16 protein-coding genes are annotated in these 16,161 nt (G+C 48.1%); 3 read left to right on the top strand and 13 right to left on the bottom strand.

Annotated elements, in window-relative coordinates:
- Positions 1-82: 82 nt before the first annotated feature.
- Together AC58QD_RS16110 and AC58QD_RS16105 are read right to left on the bottom strand one after the other, a co-directional pair.
- On the bottom strand, positions 83-1,150 hold the full coding sequence (locus AC58QD_RS16110) for a hypothetical protein (RefSeq protein ID WP_497334955.1): 1,068 nt from the start codon (positions 1,148-1,150) through the stop codon (positions 83-85).
- 36 nt (positions 1,151-1,186) lie between these two features.
- A complete protein-coding gene (locus AC58QD_RS16105; protein WP_497334953.1) occupies positions 1,187-3,073 on the bottom strand; it encodes a beta-N-acetylhexosaminidase in 1,887 nt (628 codons plus the stop codon).
- 102 nt (positions 3,074-3,175) lie between these two features.
- On the opposite strand from AC58QD_RS16105, the gene AC58QD_RS16100 reads away from it, so the two are divergent.
- On the top strand, positions 3,176-4,051 hold the full coding sequence (locus AC58QD_RS16100) for an AraC family transcriptional regulator (protein WP_497334951.1): 876 nt from the start codon (positions 3,176-3,178) through the stop codon (positions 4,049-4,051).
- Between the two features lie 372 nt (positions 4,052-4,423).
- On the opposite strand, the gene AC58QD_RS16095 is transcribed toward AC58QD_RS16100, so the two are convergent.
- Positions 4,424-5,398 (bottom strand): aldo/keto reductase, encoded by a 975-nt coding sequence (locus AC58QD_RS16095; RefSeq protein ID WP_497334949.1) that lies wholly within the window; start codon positions 5,396-5,398, stop codon positions 4,424-4,426.
- A gap of 190 nt (positions 5,399-5,588) precedes the next feature.
- Here AC58QD_RS16095 and AC58QD_RS16090 point away from each other — a divergent pair, with 190 nt between their 5' ends.
- Positions 5,589-7,001: an ATP-binding protein gene (locus AC58QD_RS16090; protein WP_497334947.1), complete on the top strand. Its 1,413-nt coding sequence runs from the start codon at positions 5,589-5,591 to the stop codon at positions 6,999-7,001.
- 42 nt (positions 7,002-7,043) lie between these two features.
- Here AC58QD_RS16090 and AC58QD_RS16085 read toward each other — a convergent pair whose 3' ends face one another.
- From AC58QD_RS16085 to AC58QD_RS16065, 5 genes are all read right to left on the bottom strand, one after another.
- Entirely contained in the window at positions 7,044-7,718 is a 675-nt protein-coding gene (locus tag AC58QD_RS16085) for an MBL fold metallo-hydrolase (RefSeq protein ID WP_497334945.1), read from the bottom strand.
- Positions 7,719-7,725: 7 nt separating this feature from the next.
- Complete coding sequence (locus AC58QD_RS16080) at positions 7,726-8,358, bottom strand: TetR/AcrR family transcriptional regulator (RefSeq protein ID WP_497334943.1); 633 nt, start codon at positions 8,356-8,358, stop codon at positions 7,726-7,728.
- 186 nt (positions 8,359-8,544) lie between these two features.
- Positions 8,545-9,633 (bottom strand): sulfate permease, encoded by a 1,089-nt coding sequence (cysP, locus tag AC58QD_RS16075; protein ID WP_497334941.1) that lies wholly within the window; start codon positions 9,631-9,633, stop codon positions 8,545-8,547.
- 87 nt (positions 9,634-9,720) lie between these two features.
- Positions 9,721-9,999, bottom strand: a complete 279-nt coding sequence (locus AC58QD_RS16070; RefSeq protein WP_497334939.1) for a MoaD/ThiS family protein — start codon at positions 9,997-9,999, stop codon at positions 9,721-9,723.
- Positions 9,996-11,102, bottom strand: a complete 1,107-nt coding sequence (locus AC58QD_RS16065; protein WP_497334937.1) for a WD40/YVTN/BNR-like repeat-containing protein — start codon at positions 11,100-11,102, stop codon at positions 9,996-9,998. Before AC58QD_RS16065 ends, AC58QD_RS16070 begins: the two co-directional genes overlap by 4 nt.
- Positions 11,103-11,288: 186 nt before the next feature.
- On the opposite strand from AC58QD_RS16065, the gene AC58QD_RS16060 reads away from it, so the two are divergent.
- Entirely contained in the window at positions 11,289-12,110 is an 822-nt protein-coding gene (locus AC58QD_RS16060) for an alpha/beta fold hydrolase (RefSeq protein ID WP_497334935.1), read from the top strand.
- Positions 12,111-12,112: 2 nt separating this feature from the next.
- Here the strand turns inward: AC58QD_RS16060 and AC58QD_RS16055 are convergent, their stop codons facing one another.
- The 5 genes from AC58QD_RS16055 to AC58QD_RS16035 all read right to left on the bottom strand — a co-directional run bounded on the left by AC58QD_RS16055 (position 12,113) and on the right by AC58QD_RS16035 (position 16,087).
- Complete coding sequence (locus tag AC58QD_RS16055; protein ID WP_497334933.1) at positions 12,113-13,099, bottom strand: oxidoreductase; 987 nt, start codon at positions 13,097-13,099, stop codon at positions 12,113-12,115.
- A gap of 25 nt (positions 13,100-13,124) precedes the next feature.
- Positions 13,125-13,790, bottom strand: a complete 666-nt coding sequence (gene rnhA, locus AC58QD_RS16050) for a ribonuclease H (RefSeq protein WP_497334931.1) — start codon at positions 13,788-13,790, stop codon at positions 13,125-13,127.
- Positions 13,791-13,984: 194 nt separating this feature from the next.
- The gene (locus tag AC58QD_RS16045; RefSeq protein WP_497334929.1) at positions 13,985-14,236 is read right to left on the bottom strand and encodes a cold-shock protein; all 252 of its coding nucleotides are present in this window, start codon (positions 14,234-14,236) and stop codon (positions 13,985-13,987) included.
- A gap of 83 nt (positions 14,237-14,319) precedes the next feature.
- Positions 14,320-14,520 carry a cold-shock protein CspD gene (cspD, locus tag AC58QD_RS16040; protein ID WP_199620314.1) on the bottom strand — a complete coding sequence of 67 codons (201 nt, stop codon included), beginning with the start codon at positions 14,518-14,520 and terminating at the stop codon, positions 14,320-14,322.
- Between the two features lie 175 nt (positions 14,521-14,695).
- Complete coding sequence (locus AC58QD_RS16035; protein WP_497334926.1) at positions 14,696-16,087, bottom strand: ABC transporter substrate-binding protein; 1,392 nt, start codon at positions 16,085-16,087, stop codon at positions 14,696-14,698.
- Positions 16,088-16,161: the final 74 nt, after the last annotated feature.

The following is a 16,161-nucleotide window of genomic DNA, read 5'->3' as shown; positions in this document are numbered from 1 at the left end:
CGATTATGTGAATCTATCTAGTTGCTACTTATTATATACGGCATTCTTCAACGAACTCCTTCACTGATGTGCACCTAGTACCCTAATTTTTGGCCTGCATAGCGGCGTTCCTTAACTGGCGTTGTTCATCCCGATGCTTTTCGGTTATACGAAGCATAGCATCTCCAATCGCACGCCAGGTTTTGTCCGGATGAACGGCCCGATAATCGTTCGATTCCGAACCGCGGTATCCCCAGACGAGAATCGTTCGCGCCCCTGCATCATAAGCGGCATCTGTCGCCCATACGATCTCCTCTTCCCGTCCGGCAGGGGTGTTGTAGCCTTGAATCCAAATGTTATGGTCTTTGTTGAACCTTCTGCAAATGTCCAGATTCCGTTCTGTACCTCGATACACAAATTCGTAGGGTTCCACGTCCTGGTGTCCGAGCCAGTAAGGATCTGAGCCAATATTATCCAAGGTGTCCAACTTAGCTATTTGATCAATGGTCTCGAGATTAATTCCGTAGGAAGCCCCCAGCATTACACAGACGATATTCTCCATCTGCTTATCCCTGCTATACCGTGTGACTTCGCGGAAATAATCTACAACAGACCAAACCCGAAACGCCTCTACCTCACTTGTGAACAGGGACGGCATTGGCTTGCCGTATTGTTCTTGGAACAAGGCTTTGCATCGATCGCAGTAACAGCTCCACACTTTGGGCTTATTGTCTTCCATCGATTTGGCAGCCAAGTGAGGCTCATCCCAGAAGATGCTTTTCCCGCCAATGTCTTTAACCACATCAATCCATTCCCGCGTAAACTTGCGGAAATCCGGACTGTTCAGACAGGATCTGACCGGATCAACGGCTCCGTCTGAGTACACTTGATGACTGGAGTGGGAATATTGAAGGAAATGCGACTTGTCCCCTGGAGGACCTCCGATTCCCCAATTATCCACCCATACATCCAGCCCGTGTCCTTCTGTAATCTGGAAGATTTCTTTCATAATGTTGCGGTGACGATCCCAATCCGTGTGAGAGAACATATGAACGACCAGATTGAAATGATGCTCCACAATGTCCCGCATATCGGTCTCTACGTGTCTCAATATCCGGTTGCCATGATAGGCTATCCCTTTTACTAACTTACTTCCGAATTGCTGCTGCATATTATGGGCTCCTTTGGAATTTAATTAGTGTCATTCTTACACTCGTGCAATACGGCTGGCGGTCGGCATGAATTGATAGAAGTAGCAGTCGGCAAGTCCTTCTTTCCCTTGGAAAGGCAACCGCTTCTCCTCCAGCTCTTCAAGACGTTCGACCTCTCCATTCACGTAATCATGCAGTCGGTCTATGGCTGTATCCAAGCTCATCAGCAATCCGCCATATCGCAGATCCATGATATCCCAACCAAAGGATTGATTGGTCTGGTGCCAGCATTTGCGGTGATAGGTGTGCAATTGTTTCACTAGTCGGATCAACTCAGGAAGCTCGGTATCTGCAATCCGGCTCACGATCGACTTGTTGCCCGCAGCATAAGCATCGGTAATGCGAATGCCCATCTCTGCCTTAAGCGACAGGACGGCACACAGTCTGCGGAGGAGCTCGAATACAAAGCCATACTCGCCATTCCGCCCTGCATACAAAGCCATCTTTTGTTCAAGCTCGGCGTAGTGTTCCGTTAGACCGAAGCCGCGAATGTTAGAATCGAACAGTCCCATCATTACATTTTGCCAGAGCAGAGATCGGGAAACATTATACGTCTCCAGATTGCCTGGGGATATCCCTGGTGTTTCGTCTACATATTTAATATCCATGAAATCATCATAATGGGCGCCTGTGCAGAAATGGAAGCGACGCTTCAGCTTTTCTTCATCCAACGAATCCGCATAACCATGCTCAGCGAATAGCTGTAGCCCAAGCAGAGCCGAGAACCAGTCGCACTCCGTGCCGTCATCCCCCCATAAAGTGGCGATGACCTCGGTTACACCTTCTCTTTTGCACACGTTAAGTGCTGCATTAGTAGAGGCGAACGTCGCGCCATAGTTAAGCACATACCCTCTCCAGTTCCAAATTCCTCCCGCGAATACAGGGGTATGTCCGAATTTCTTATGTCGGTTGATCCACTCGGTATAGAACGCTTCGTCATAATGGTAATAATCCCAGTAGACCTGCTGCACACCTTTTGGCATATCGGCAATGACTTCATCCGGAATGACACAATCGAGATCATAATAAGCCCCTGTCTTGGACCCCGCACGGAAATACATGTCGCTCCACATCATCGCTTTGAGCCCTAACCGATCGGTTATTTCCAGCACACGCCGCAAATGATTATTCATAATCTCGAATTTGGTATGCAGCCCGTTCTTTACCAAATATTCGCCAAGCCCAAGCTTCCAAGCTTCATCCATCCCAATATGGATGCGTTTCGTCCGTACTGGGGCAATTGCTGCCTTAATCATCTGCTCGACAAATTCATAGGTTCGTTCGTACCCTACCAGCATCGTTTCTTTATCGTCACGCAGATCGCTGAATGTGTCCCACTTCAGCACATCCTCCAGATGACTTAAGGTCTGGATACACGGGATCATCTCAATCCCGAATTGATCCGCATAATCATCCAGCTCCTGGATCTCCGCTTGGGAGTAACGGCCTCTCATATATCCGAAGTAAGGCTGCTCAGCCACATCATAGCTATCTTCCGTGTATAGCATAATCATATCAAGGCCCATCAGCGCCATATGCCGCAGGAACGTTTTGACACTGTCGACCTTAATAACGGCACCGCCCTGTGACACATCGAACATTGGACCATTCATTGAAAATTGCGGGCGTTCTACCAGGTGGAACTCACTCTTCTTAGAACGCAGCTCTTCAACAAGCAGTCCGAAGGCACGGAAGAAATGAATTTTACGAGAGTAGCGAATGCTGGCTTGCCCCCCGCTGCTAGTAACTTCAATTACATTCTCTTCATGCTGCGTCACATCTACCTTATAGCCGTCTGCGGAGAGCTCCACCCCCATTTCTTTGGCAGCTATAGCTATTCCTTGCATTAAATGTGTCAGATCCCCTGTTAAATGCAGCTTCATATCAACCCATCCTCCTCTGTTTATGCAGAAAACAATAATTGTAGTAAAGTTGGTCCACGTTCTATACAATAGCTTCATAAGTGTATGGGAGGCGTATAGGTCTTGGCTAAATTCGTGGACTATAAGATCAGCCCGATTGCCATTCAAGTTGTGGATCGTAAGGTAGACCGGTCGAAGTTGAAGATCCAGTCTTTAAATATAGAGCAATACGGTTATCTCCCGCGCAGGACGTTCAAAAGAGAAGTAGCTTATGGCCGCTTTATGGCTTTTACATACATCTCTCGCGGTAGAGGCACTTTTCAAGTTAATGAGGGTCCTGTACAGCCAGTGAACGCAGGCAGCTTATTCTGGGAATGGCCAGACGAAGCCTATCAATTCGGACCTGCTGACAATGAAGATTGGGACGAATATTATGTCATCTTCGAAGGGGACCGGGTACAGGAATGGCTGCTGAACGGCATTATTCCGAGTCTCGATTCCGTCATGCACGTCGGTGTGGACCCTTTATGGATCAGCAAGCTCGAAGCGATCGGAGCCTACTTGGAGAGCGGAGTACCTGATAACGCAGATCGGGCCTCTCTGCTATTGGAGTCACTCGTCTATGAGTTCTCTCAGGCACATACGGTCCACCAAGTCGGCCATCTGCAATCGCAGAAGCAAGAGATTGTATTGCAAGTGTTGGATGATATTGCTAACAGCCTGTATCAGCCCTGGAATGAGCAAGAAATCTGGGAACGCAACCACATCTCCCGCTCCACACTGCGTCGCATTGTTCATCACAACACGGGTTTTCCGTTGAATGAATACGTGAATCGGCTCAAAGTATCCGAAGCCAAGAAGCTTCTGAACTACACTACCCTTCAGATCAAAGAGATCGCCCATAGGCTTGGCTTTGAGGACGTAGCTTATTTCTCGCGCCTATTCAAGAAATATGCACACACTTCCGCTATCTCTTTTCGAAGGAATCGTGAGCCTTAGGCCTATATTAACTTTAGCAGAGCCCCTGTGAGCAAGAGAATGAACAGGGTGTTCAACCAGTTGGACTATATGTTCTTAACACCGGTAAAGGCGGTTGAGTTCTGTTCGGCGCGTGGAGGGCAGGAAGGTGGGCTACGATCGCTGTTGCACTTGAATTCTGTTGAACTATTTTTAGTGGTGAGAATCCAAGTGCAAAGGCGACCGCTGACGCTTCTCCGCTCCACCTTCATGCCCTTTTCTGTTCGACGTTCCTTGAGATTTTCCGCTCTCCGCTAAAAAAATTAAAAAGAGAGAACCTTCGGTCCCCCCAAACTAGCACAAAAGACCGATTCAACTTGAATCGGTCTTTGCATTCTAGCAACCGCGCCAGCATTATTGCGCTGCTTCCTCACTGCGATCCGTTGCAAGCGGAGGAGCTATGGAGAGTGCGGATATTTCTTTGCGCCACGCTTCATCCATGACAAGATCAAGCGCCGCCAAGGATGGCTCTAACTGCTCCAGGTTGCGCGCTCCAATGATTGGCGCGGTAACCGCAGGATGACTGGCAACCCAAGCAACCGCCAGTGTAGCGGGGTGAATGTCGCGTTCCAAGGCATAGGCGCTGAATCGCTCGGCTACATCAAAGTAAGCATCCTCTCCGTAACGCCGCTCATAGCTTGCTTGCTCCACTAACCGGCCTTGGGCTGGCTTACGATTCAATCCATACTTACCGGTTAACAAACCGCCGCCGAGCGGACTGTAAGAGATAACCCCTATTTGCTCCGACTCCGCGAGCGGCAGAATCTCTACTTCCGCTTGGCGCTTGACCAAGTTGTACATCGGCTGGATGAGCTCGAATCTCGCTACGCCTGCTTGCTCGGATTTCCCCAATGCCTTGGCAATCTGCCAGGCCGCCCAATTACTGACGGCTGGATACAGAATCTTCCCTTGCCGCTGCAAATCATCCAGAGCACGAAGGGTTTCTTCAATGGCCGTAAGGGAATCGAAATGATGAATGAAATAAAACTCGAGACGGTCGGTACCCAATCTCTTCAAGCTCGCTTCCACGGACAGCAAAATATGCCTTCTAGACATCCCTCTTGCGTTCACATCGGTTCCGGTAGGCATACACACCTTGCTTGTCAGGACAAGCTCATCTCTTATCCCGGCTATGCAACGCCCCAATATCTCTTCCGATACTCCTCCGTTATACACGTTGGCCGTGTCGAAAAAGTTAATGCCTTTTTCACGCGCACGATGAAACATCGCTCTTGACGTGTCCTCATCGGCATTTCCACCAAAGGACATCGTTCCGAAGCAAAGATTGGATACTTGAATTCCGGTCTTGCCTACTGTACGATACTGCATTTCAATCCCTCCTTTATATAACTCACTATTCCTGTATGTTAAATTAGATTAATCTATCAAGCAAGCGTTATTTGTATACGCTAGTATGGTATGATGTGATATAATTTGAACTATGTCCAATGTTTTACATTTTTCCGAGAGCGCTTTCTTTACAATAAAAATAATGCTAACCAAATAAGGTGAACTCCACATGCAGCATGATCCTTTGATCAAACTACAACAGTTATACAGTATGATTGATGCATCAAGTGACTTTATTATCCTTTCCGATTTGGAAGGGAACGTCCAAAAGATGAATCGTGCCTATGTCCGACTGCTTAAACGAGAGGAACCTGTTCAGAAGCTTAGCGACCTTCTCCCTTACATTCATACGGATGACATCTCCATAACCATCACGTCCTATAACAAGTGGATAACCAGTTCTGAACCTGATGATATCATCACACGTTATCAGGTAGGCGAGGACAACTATTGGATTCATTGGAGTGTTATTCCTCAAGTAGAGGATAGATGGATTTATGCTATTGGGCGGGACATTACGGAACGCAAGAAGTTAGAGAACCATTTGATTTCTTCGAACAAAAAGTTTTCCATCGCCTTCCATAACAGCCCTACTATTAATTTCATCGTTCATCTGCAAACGGGAGTGGTTGTTGAAGCAAATGCTAATTTTCTGAATTTATTCTCGAAGATTTATCCTTTCAATGTACAAGGTATCAGTATTTATGAGTTAGAAAAACACGGAAATTGCACTTGCATAACCCAACATATGCAATGGATAGAGCATTATGGTGTTATCCAAAATACCGAAATTGCATTCACTTGCTCTACTGGTCACATCGGTTATTGTCTGTTCTCCGGGGAGAAGGTGGTAATTGATGACGAAGATTATGTACTCTGTATTATGACAGATATTACCGACAAGAAGAACAACGACAAACAGATGAGCCTGCTTGATAAGTATGATCTGCTGGGATCCATGGCCGCAAGCATTGCCCATGAGGTTCGTAACCCGATGACTACCGTCAAGGGATTCCTGCAATTATTAAGAAGCAAGCCTGAATTCAGAGCTCATCAGGACACGTTCACTCTAATGGTGGACGAATTAGACCGCGCTAACTCGATCATAACGGAATATTTGTCCCTCGCAACACCGAGTGACGGATTACATAATCAAGAAGTCAAATCCTTGAATGATATTATTAACTATTTGCTGCCTTTGCTCGAAGCTGATATTCTGAGGAACAATCAGAAGCTGGAAATATACTTAGGGTCTGTCAAACCCTTTAAGATGAACGAGAACGAAATTCGGCAGCTGATTCTCAATCTAAGCCGAAATGCAATAGAAGCGATGATCAATGGGGGGATATTAACGATTCGAACGTATATGGAGACCGATAAAGTAGTACTTGAGGTTGCTGATCAAGGTACCGGGATTCCAGAGGAGCTTCTGAATACCATCTTTACCCCCTTCTTCACAACAAAAGAAACCGGCACCGGCATCGGTCTGGGCGTCTGCCGCTTAATCGCCGACCACCATCACGCGGAGATTGCCGTGAAATCCAGCACAAGCGGCACGAGCTTTTTCATTAGGTTTAAGTAGGGGGCTTTGGTAATAAATAGCCGCGACTAAGGGTCAGTCATCTCACATGGTTTGCATGCTGAGTACGTATTGCCGATATTGATCCGCAGGTTGGAATACGGATTGCCCATGACACACTTCCAATCTGTCAGGACATAGCTCAGCCACAATCGCGCTGCTTCTCACGGCTTGTTCCATATCTGCTGTGAATATAGCCATCGGCTTACGTAATTGACCCTTTTTCGAAGTAAAGAGATCCCCTGCCAGCATCACACGATCCTGCTTATGATAATACACCACATGTCCCGGAGAATGTCCTGGTGTATGATAAGGCTTCAATCCCCCAACGGATGCCAGCTCTTCATCTGTTTGCTGTACAAGGGGCTGTGCGATTCCTGCGGTAAGGCTGGCTTCGGCTTTCTTGCGGCGGGGATACGGCAGCGCTCCCTCCATATAAGGAAGTTCGATCCCATGGACGTAGACCGGAATGTTCGGATAAACCTCTCTAATCCGCTTGATTGACCCCACATGATCGGAATGACCGTGCGTCAACACCACTCTTCGCAAAGGTCCTGCTTGCAAAGACTCGATAAAGTTAAGAATCCCTTTGGCCATTATAGGTATTCCAGCATCTACAAGAGTTACGCCATCCTCATCCGTTACAACCCACACGTGAATGGGGATAATGATCCAAGTTTTCAAGCTCCAGATATGCTCCGATATTTGTGTGATTTTCATCGCTCGTTCAGCTCCTTTTGTTCATTTTTGTCGCAAACCCTATCAACAGCACTTCAACCGCCTCGTCAAAAGTAGACCCTAACCGATCCATCAGCTCCTCAACCGATTCCTCAGAATGGGTGTAGGTTCCAATCATGCCTTGCAAGGTGTAGAAATAGATGCGGCTGAAGGACAACAATTGTTCACTGCCAGTAGGTAAGGGCACACACTCTTGAACCACCTTCATCAATAAGGCAAACAGAGCATTTCTAATCTTGTTGAGCTCCGTGTCGGGTTCCGTTACAGTCACTTGTGTAGAACGCACCATGAAGAACAATTCGTGCATATTGCGATTCTGCAGGCAAAAATGGATCATTTCGCGAGTGATTGCCTTAAGCTTATGCTCGGGTGTATAGTCCGTATGATCGGCGATTCCTTCGAGCAGCTGCTTCAACTGCTCCAGAGGGGACATGGCGAGCTGGTGAAGCAATGCTTCCTTATCTTTAAAATAAATATATATAGTTGTGTGGGAGCAGCCTGCTTCCTTGGCGATTTCACGCATAGTCACCGTATTGAAGCCGCGCTCAGCGAACAACATACCGGCTGCAGCAAGGATGCTTCTCTTCGTTTCTTCGGAACGTAATTCTTGCTTGCTTGGCATGAAAAGCGCCTCCTTTTTTCAGTTATAACCATTGGTTAGTTACCATTGGTTATAATATACCCTCGATTAGCAACCGTGTCAAGTTTTACAACAAATAAAGAGAGAAGAGCATCCTAAGATGTTCCTCTCCCTTTATGGATCTTGCTGATTCTGCTGCACGTAACCGTTACAGTTCCTGCTGTTAACCTAGATTCCCCCGCCGTCTTCATTGACCGCTCTCTTCTCGGCTTGAATCATTTCGTACAAGCTTTTCACGCCAATCGTTGCAATCAAAAGCGACACAAGCACCAACATCGTATAAGGAGACGGGTCAATGAATAGCTTCACCAATGAGAAGGAAACAACTAAAGAGAGTACTGGGGAAACAATCCACACCTTGATGATCTTCACAATGATCCCTTTTTGCCACAGTTGAAAGCCATGATCAGCGGTGCCAATACCGAGAATGGCCGTAGTGGTGACTTGCGTCAGAGGGACCGGGATTCCGAATAAAGATGCTATGATCACCAATACTCCGCCTGTACTGGATATTACGATTCCTTGTAACAGGGACATATTCGTAATTTTCTTGCCATTCGTTTCTAACACGCGCCCACCTAGGAGGATCGCCCCCAAGGCAACGAATAAGCCGCCCCAAAGTATACCGGATTCCGTATCAATCAGATTAGCCCCCACCAAAGGACCCACGGCGTTCGCCACATTATTCATCCCTGCAGAGAATGCCTCCAGGAACCCGGCACAAGCGACGAGTATTATGAGTATCTTTTTCCACTTGCTGCTGCCGATCCCTTTCCAACGCTGATCACGCTTCTCTAAACTACGGATAGCATACCCAGCAGCCCAGGCAATAATAAAGGCGACGATAGGAATGGCAATCCAGAAAAACACGATACGCAGAATATTGTCTACATACAAGGATTGATATGCTACGCCCACTCCCACAACGGCTCCGACTGTAACTTCACTAGTAGACAGAGGAATCCCCATCATATTCGCACCGAACAAGGTTAAAGTAGCCGATAAAAGAATAATAATAACGAGGTTTACCGTCAGCAGATCCGAAGGAATGATGCCAGATCCTAATGTCTTGACGACCTCTCCTCCACCGAGATAAGCGCCTAGAAATACGCCAATCGCAACAATGACGAGAGCTAGACGCTTAGCCTTGATCGCACCGCTTCCATAAGCAACTCCCATTGCGGCAGCCGCACCGCTGGCTCCAATATTCATTGCAAAAAACAAAGCGATTCCAATCGCAATAAAAGTAATCGACATCCTATTCCATCCTCCAGCTTATATCCGACTATTCTTATTTGATTTTAGCAGATTATAAAGAGGATGGGAATGAAAACTATTTCACTTCTAGCCGCCCGATACCAGCTGTAGAATATAAAGCTTATCTCCAGCTTTAAGCGGAATATCCAACCGCTCCAGCCAATCCAGATTGTCTTCGTTGTAACAAATCAGCACATGCTGACGAAGCTTCCCCGACTCTGTATATACATGCCTTTTCAGCAAGGGGTACGAGGAGAACAGCTGATCCAACGCATCTTGCAATGTCTCGGCTTGCAGCGGAAAGCGGGATCTGCCTCCTGTGCAATCCGCGAGCAAGCCTGGAACCGTCACCTCAATTTCGGTCATTCTCCATCCTCCACGATCCACGTTTTTACACTCAGTATTCGCGACAGTTGCCCCGGCAAGCGTTGCCAGTTCACACCGCGATCGAGCGAGCAGAACACTTCACCGGAGGTTGTGCCGAAGTAAAGACCGTACGGGTCCAGAGCATCTACCGTCATCGCGTCACGAAGAACGCTGACATGCCGCTTTTCTTCAGGCACGACATCTCCGATCGGCTGCCACGTTGGTTCATCCCGATTCCTGCGGTACACAAGCATTCTGCCATCCTTCATCGTCCGCTGCTCCGAGCTTTCAAGAGGAATCAGGAACAGGTCGCCTGTTGGCGAAACTACGATAGGAAAGCCGAACGGCGCGTCTTCTCCGCGAAGCGTAAGTCCTTCCTCTGTCGGGTACCAGGAATCGCCCGCATCATCCGATTGGAACACGCCTCCATGCTCCTGCATATAGAGCGTCTCTGGGCGATCAGGGTCCATCACCATCTTATGGACGCAATAGCCGATCTCCGGATACGGCTGTCCTGTCGGCACTCGGGCTAGTCCATGGTTACAAGTTTGCCATGTCTCTCCGCCATCCTCCGTACGGAACACACCTACTGCTGACATTGCCACCCAGATTCGCTTTGGATTAATCGGATCCACAATAATCGTGTGCAGGCACATCCCGCCAGCACCGCCGAACCAGCCCGGGCGTGATGGATGCTTGGTCAAAGCGTCCAGCTCGGCCCAAGTGTTCCCCCTGTCATGGCTAACGAATAGTCCCGCTTCCTCAACACCTGCGTAAAGGGTATCAGGCTGCGATGGTGCACCAGGGACAAGCTGCCAGATCCGACTCAAGGCAAACCCGCTTGCAGCAGTATAAGCCGGACCTTCCTCAATCTGCGTCCACGACTGTCCGAAGTCGTAGCTGATCCGTATCGAAGTACCGTAAGCCATATGGGAAGTACCCGCAATTAACGCATTGCCATGTCTGCTATCACCTAGAACACTATAAGCTTCCCAACCCGACAGGAAAGGTCCGCTGAGCTCCCAATCTGTCCTGTCCATGTTGGATGTGTAGACGAATACACCCTTGTTCGTTCCTACTAGCAGCTTCATTTGCTTGGCCATGATAGAATCCTCCTTATGATCGGCGCTGTGAATGCGCATACATATTCTATTTACCATAATTCGCCATTTGAGATTCAAATCCTGCACGGTCCAAAACTATAACAAAGGCATAGTTCTCTTCTTCTCACATAACTATTACACGGAGAACTTGAAGTAACAGACATCTTACTAGAAGGAGTGTGAACGATGGGGTACTTTATTGAGGTAGAACAAGGCGTGAAGCTGTATGTGGAGGATATCGGCACCGGTAAGCCTGTAGTATTCATCCATGGTTGGCCTGTCAACCACAAGATGTATGAATACCAAGTGACTCAGCTGCCGCGATTCGGATTTCGCTGTATCCAGATTGATCTGAGGGGGTTCGGACAATCCGATTGTCCGTGGCATGGCTATTCATACGATCGATTAGCGGACGATATTGCGACTGTTATACAGGCGCTAAGGCTTCCGCATTTCACCCTTGTCGGATTCTCCATGGGCGGGGCGATCGCGATTCGGTATATGAGCCGTCACCGCGGTTACAAGGTTTCACAGCTGATTCTTCTGGCCGCCGCTGCCCCTTCTTTTACCCAGAGACCCGGCTATCCCTACGGCATGACCAGAGAAGCAGTGGATCAGCTTATTGCCCAAACCCTAAAAGATCGCCCTGCGATGTTAGAGAAGTTCGGGGAGCAATTCTTCGCAAGCAGCATAACCCCGAGCTTCCGAAACTGGTTCCAGCTGCTCGGTCTGCAAGCCTCTTCCCATGGGACAATAGCCGGCGCTATCTCTTTGCGTGATGAAGATTTGCGGCAAGATCTGGCGAGAGTTCATTCTCCTACTCATATTTTCCATGGGGTACTGGATCAGATCTGTCCCTATGTATTTGCTGAGCTGATGCATCAAGGTATTGCAGGATCGGTTCTGCATCGCTTCGACAAGAGCGGGCACGGCATATTCTATGATGAGCTGGAGAAGTTCAATAATGAGTTCTTTCGCGTCCTTCAGACCAATCCCAATCCATATTGACTCTATAGCCTGACTACAGTCCTTCCGCGTGAAAGTCCCTGCAAAAGCATAGTTACTTGATCCGGAATCTCGTCTAATGTGATTTCTGTACATGTTGAATCAAGCGCAGCCGGCTTCATCTCGGAGGCCAAACGCTGCCACACGCGTTCACGCGTCTCCATCGGGGTGAATACCGAGTCAATCCCGATCAATTTAATCCCGCGCAGGATGAAAGGAAATATACTGCTTGTCCATTCAACCCCACCCGTTAAGCCACTGACCGCTACTGCCCCCGCATATTTAGTACTGCTCAGGATGGCGCCTAGCGCTTTGCCGCCAACGCAATCAATAGCGCCTGCCCATACTTGCTTCTCCAGGGAACGCGGCTGTTCCGGGATCCATTCGTCCCTAAGCATGACACGGGATGCCCCTAACTCCAGCAGATAAGATTCATACTCCATCTTTCCCGTGCTGGCCACCACCTCGTAACCCAATTTGGACAAGATCGCAATCGAGATACTGCCTACTCCACCCGTCGATCCCGTAACCAAGACAGGGCCTTTCTCCGGCATAACTCCGCTCGATTGCAGCTCATGGACGGACAAGGCTGCTGTAAAGCCAGCTGTGCCAAGAATCATCGCCTCTTTTAACGATAGACCTGCAGGCAGTTTCACCGCCCAATTCGCCGATACCCATGCATATTGACTGAATCCGCCAAAAAAGCTGACACCAAGCTCAAACCCCGTTACCAATACCTCTTCCCCTTCACTGAACCGGCTGTCCTTACTGCGGACCACCACACCCGCCAAATCTATACCTGGGATAAAAGGAAACTGCTTCACAATATTGCCATTCGGAACGCAGGCCAATGCATCCTTGTAGTTCACACTGGAATAGGCCACTCGGATCAGCAGATCATTTTCTTTCAAATCGCTTAAGCTCAACTCTTGCTTGCGAGCCTTCACTTCCCCATCGATCTTGTCCAATACTAATGCCTGGAATGATTCCATCTCGATTCCTCCTGCCTATTCAAGTTCACTTCCGACCGTAGTCGGCTTTGATCTCTCCCCAGCTCTTCGTCTGCCACTTCACTACCGGATTCTTGTAGCTGTTCGTCTTCAACCAATTCTCTGCACGCTCAACCAATCTCCAGATCTCTTCCGTTGTATGGTCTCGCACCAAAGTGGAGGATACCGCCTTCTGCTTGACCCATTTCAGCGCATTCTCGGAATCACTGTAGACGGTCTTCGTACTGTTCTGCTGCTTCAAATAAGCTAATGCATGCACGATTGCCAGAAACTCACCTAGATTATTAGTTCCCTTAGAAATTGGACCGACAGAGAACAGAACCTCTCCTGTTCGGGTATCCACGCCTTTATATTCCACAGGACCTGGATTCCCGCTCGTCCCTACATCTACGGAGATGCTGTCATATTCGATATCGTCATTGCTGTATACAGTTTCTTTCTTCGTTTTGCTGAATTTGGACTTACCATCGGATTTGCCTGCGCCTCCACCTCCGCCAGCTCCCCATATCCCCTTCCACCCGGCTTTGTACGCGGCTTCCGCCTCCTGCTTGGATTCAAAAGATTTGAACTTGGCATCCTCGAATTTCTCCACTTGCTTCTGACAGTCGGGCCAACTCGAATACACGCCGGGTGTCTTCCCTACCCAGACTACATAATATTTCTGCTTCGCCATAATTCTATGTTCCTCTCTATCTGGCGCTCTTATTCTGTTCGAATACCATCCTTCTAAGGATACCAGATTTCTATCCGGCTTTCAGCCCTATCCAATAATGGGATGAGATAGGATTGCAATTCCCGGAACGACAAAAAGAGAGCACCGCCTGCGGTACTCTCAAGACTTGCAAGTTATATCCGATGTCCTGCTTATTACCTCGCGCCGATTAAAATTCCCTTTTTCAAGGATTTCTGATCTGTTCTGGTATTTACAAGTAAAGGCAGTTCTTTCATGCTTCTCCCCATCGGAGCCTTACACAGCGGGCATGTAGGTACAACCTCGAATGCGAAATTATCTCTAATCCAACCCTTACAGCCCTCGGCTTCACATGACCAGACCGTTGTTGTCTCAACAACCAGATCTTCTAACAGTCTTTTTCTTGAATACACGGGTACAGCCTCCATCCCTGAAATCGACAATCTAATTATAAAAAAAAACCGCCCTTCACTCTTGGATCAGGGCAGTTCGTGTAGACTAAGATTAAGTCTTACAGTTTTACTACGTTCTCAGCTTGCGGTCCGCGATTGCCTTGGACTACGTTGAACTCAACGCGTTGACCTTCGTCTAGTGACTTGTAGCCATCGCCAGTGATTGCGCTAAAGTGAACGAAAACATCGTTTCCACCTTCAACTTCGATGAAACCGAAGCCTTTTTCTGCGTTAAACCATTTAACTGTACCTGTTTGCATAAGGAAATACCTCCATTCTCAATCCTAAACTGACCTGACCAAGCTAAATAAAAAATTCACAAATCGGCAAAGGTTACCTTCCATAGAACATAACCCTATGCAACATGTGAACTCAGGTCAAATTTCAATTACTCACATCATACCACAGTAGTCCCAAATAAGCAAATATATACAATCATCCTTGCGGCAACGGCACTTCTTCCCACTTCTCATCCATGCGTGAACAGAAGGATTGCTCGGACTCGAGTCCTGCCCAATACAACTTAACCTCTCGATTAATCTCTCTTAGCTCGCTTGCTTGGAGACCCAGCTCAGTGAAATAGCGAAAGCCCGGGATCGTCTCTCTGAACAGGGAGAATCTGGATGGTCGATACATCATCTCTTCGCCTTGCCATTCGGCAGCCTGCTTCAATGCTGGAAGACTGTACGTCTGTTGCCGAATAATCAACTGCGTCTCATAGGAAGTGAAGAATTCGACCAATTGAACTGCAGCGTCTTTCACGCTAGATTGGCTATTCACGGCGAGCCCTGTGTTAAGCAGCATAGTGGCAGGGCTGCCGAAGTGAGGAACGGGCGCAACATCAAACTGTACGTCTTCCCCCGCCAAATAATTAAGATAGAAGTAACTCGTCATGATCATGGATACTTTGCCTTTGGCCAACAACTGCTCCGATTGACCTGCCGTGATTACTTCCGATATTAGCGGGAGCTGCTGCTTCATATCCCGACACGTCCTCAGCGCTTCCATCATCGGAGTATTGGCCAGGCGGATTCCTCCATTTGCATTCCGCTCCACCTTGACTCCAGCCTGCAGCGGCAAAAGCGGCCAACGATTCTGGGAGTAGAAATCGCAATGAAAGCCGATTCGTTCGTTAGGAACCGCTAACTGGCCTGCATACTCAATTAAATCTTTCCAGCGCCAGCTGCTGTCAGGTTCCGGCAGTTGCTGCTCCAGGAAGTGTTGGCGGTTGTAGCAAAGCACCAGCGGTGAGAAAATAAAAGGCTGAACAAGCAAGGACCCATCCTGCGTAAAAGCATCGGAAAGAAACGGATATAATTCCGGGTTACGCGAGAGCGGCTCCAGTAAGCCTGTGCCTCCTGATTCCGCGAAGTCTTGAAAATCATTGTAATTCATCATGACAGCATCGAGAATTTGCCCCGTCAAATATTGCTTCATATGACTGAATGTTGAATAGGGCAGCGGCACCGGTTGCACCCGAATAGATGGATGCTGCCTATGGAATCGGTCGAGAATCTCGTCGATTTGTGCTTCACTTGTTATAGAGGTATGGAACCCAAGCTTCACCGTCACTTTACCCTCGTCAGGCAGACCCAGAACCTTGCTTCCTACACGCGGGATCTTCTCAATCAATCCTTCTTCCAGAAGCACTTCCAGTCCTTTGCGAACCGATTGGTTGCTTAAGTTATATTGCTCAGCCAGCCATTTCTCCGAAGGCAGAAACTCACCTGCTGCTCTTCGACCCCCGCGAATCTCGCTGCGCAGCATGCTTACAAGCTCATTTAACCGTGTACGGGAGCTTTTACGACCTTGTTCTTGCTTGTCCATTACTTTCACCCATTCATCCCGAGACTTCCTAATTTATTAAGTTTCAGTATATCATATCTCTGCTGAACCTGTCG

Source organism: Paenibacillus sp. J2R1T-4 (assembly GCF_059692235.1).
Note: the sequence above shows the minus strand (reverse complement) of the source record. Positions and strands in the feature narration are given on the sequence as shown.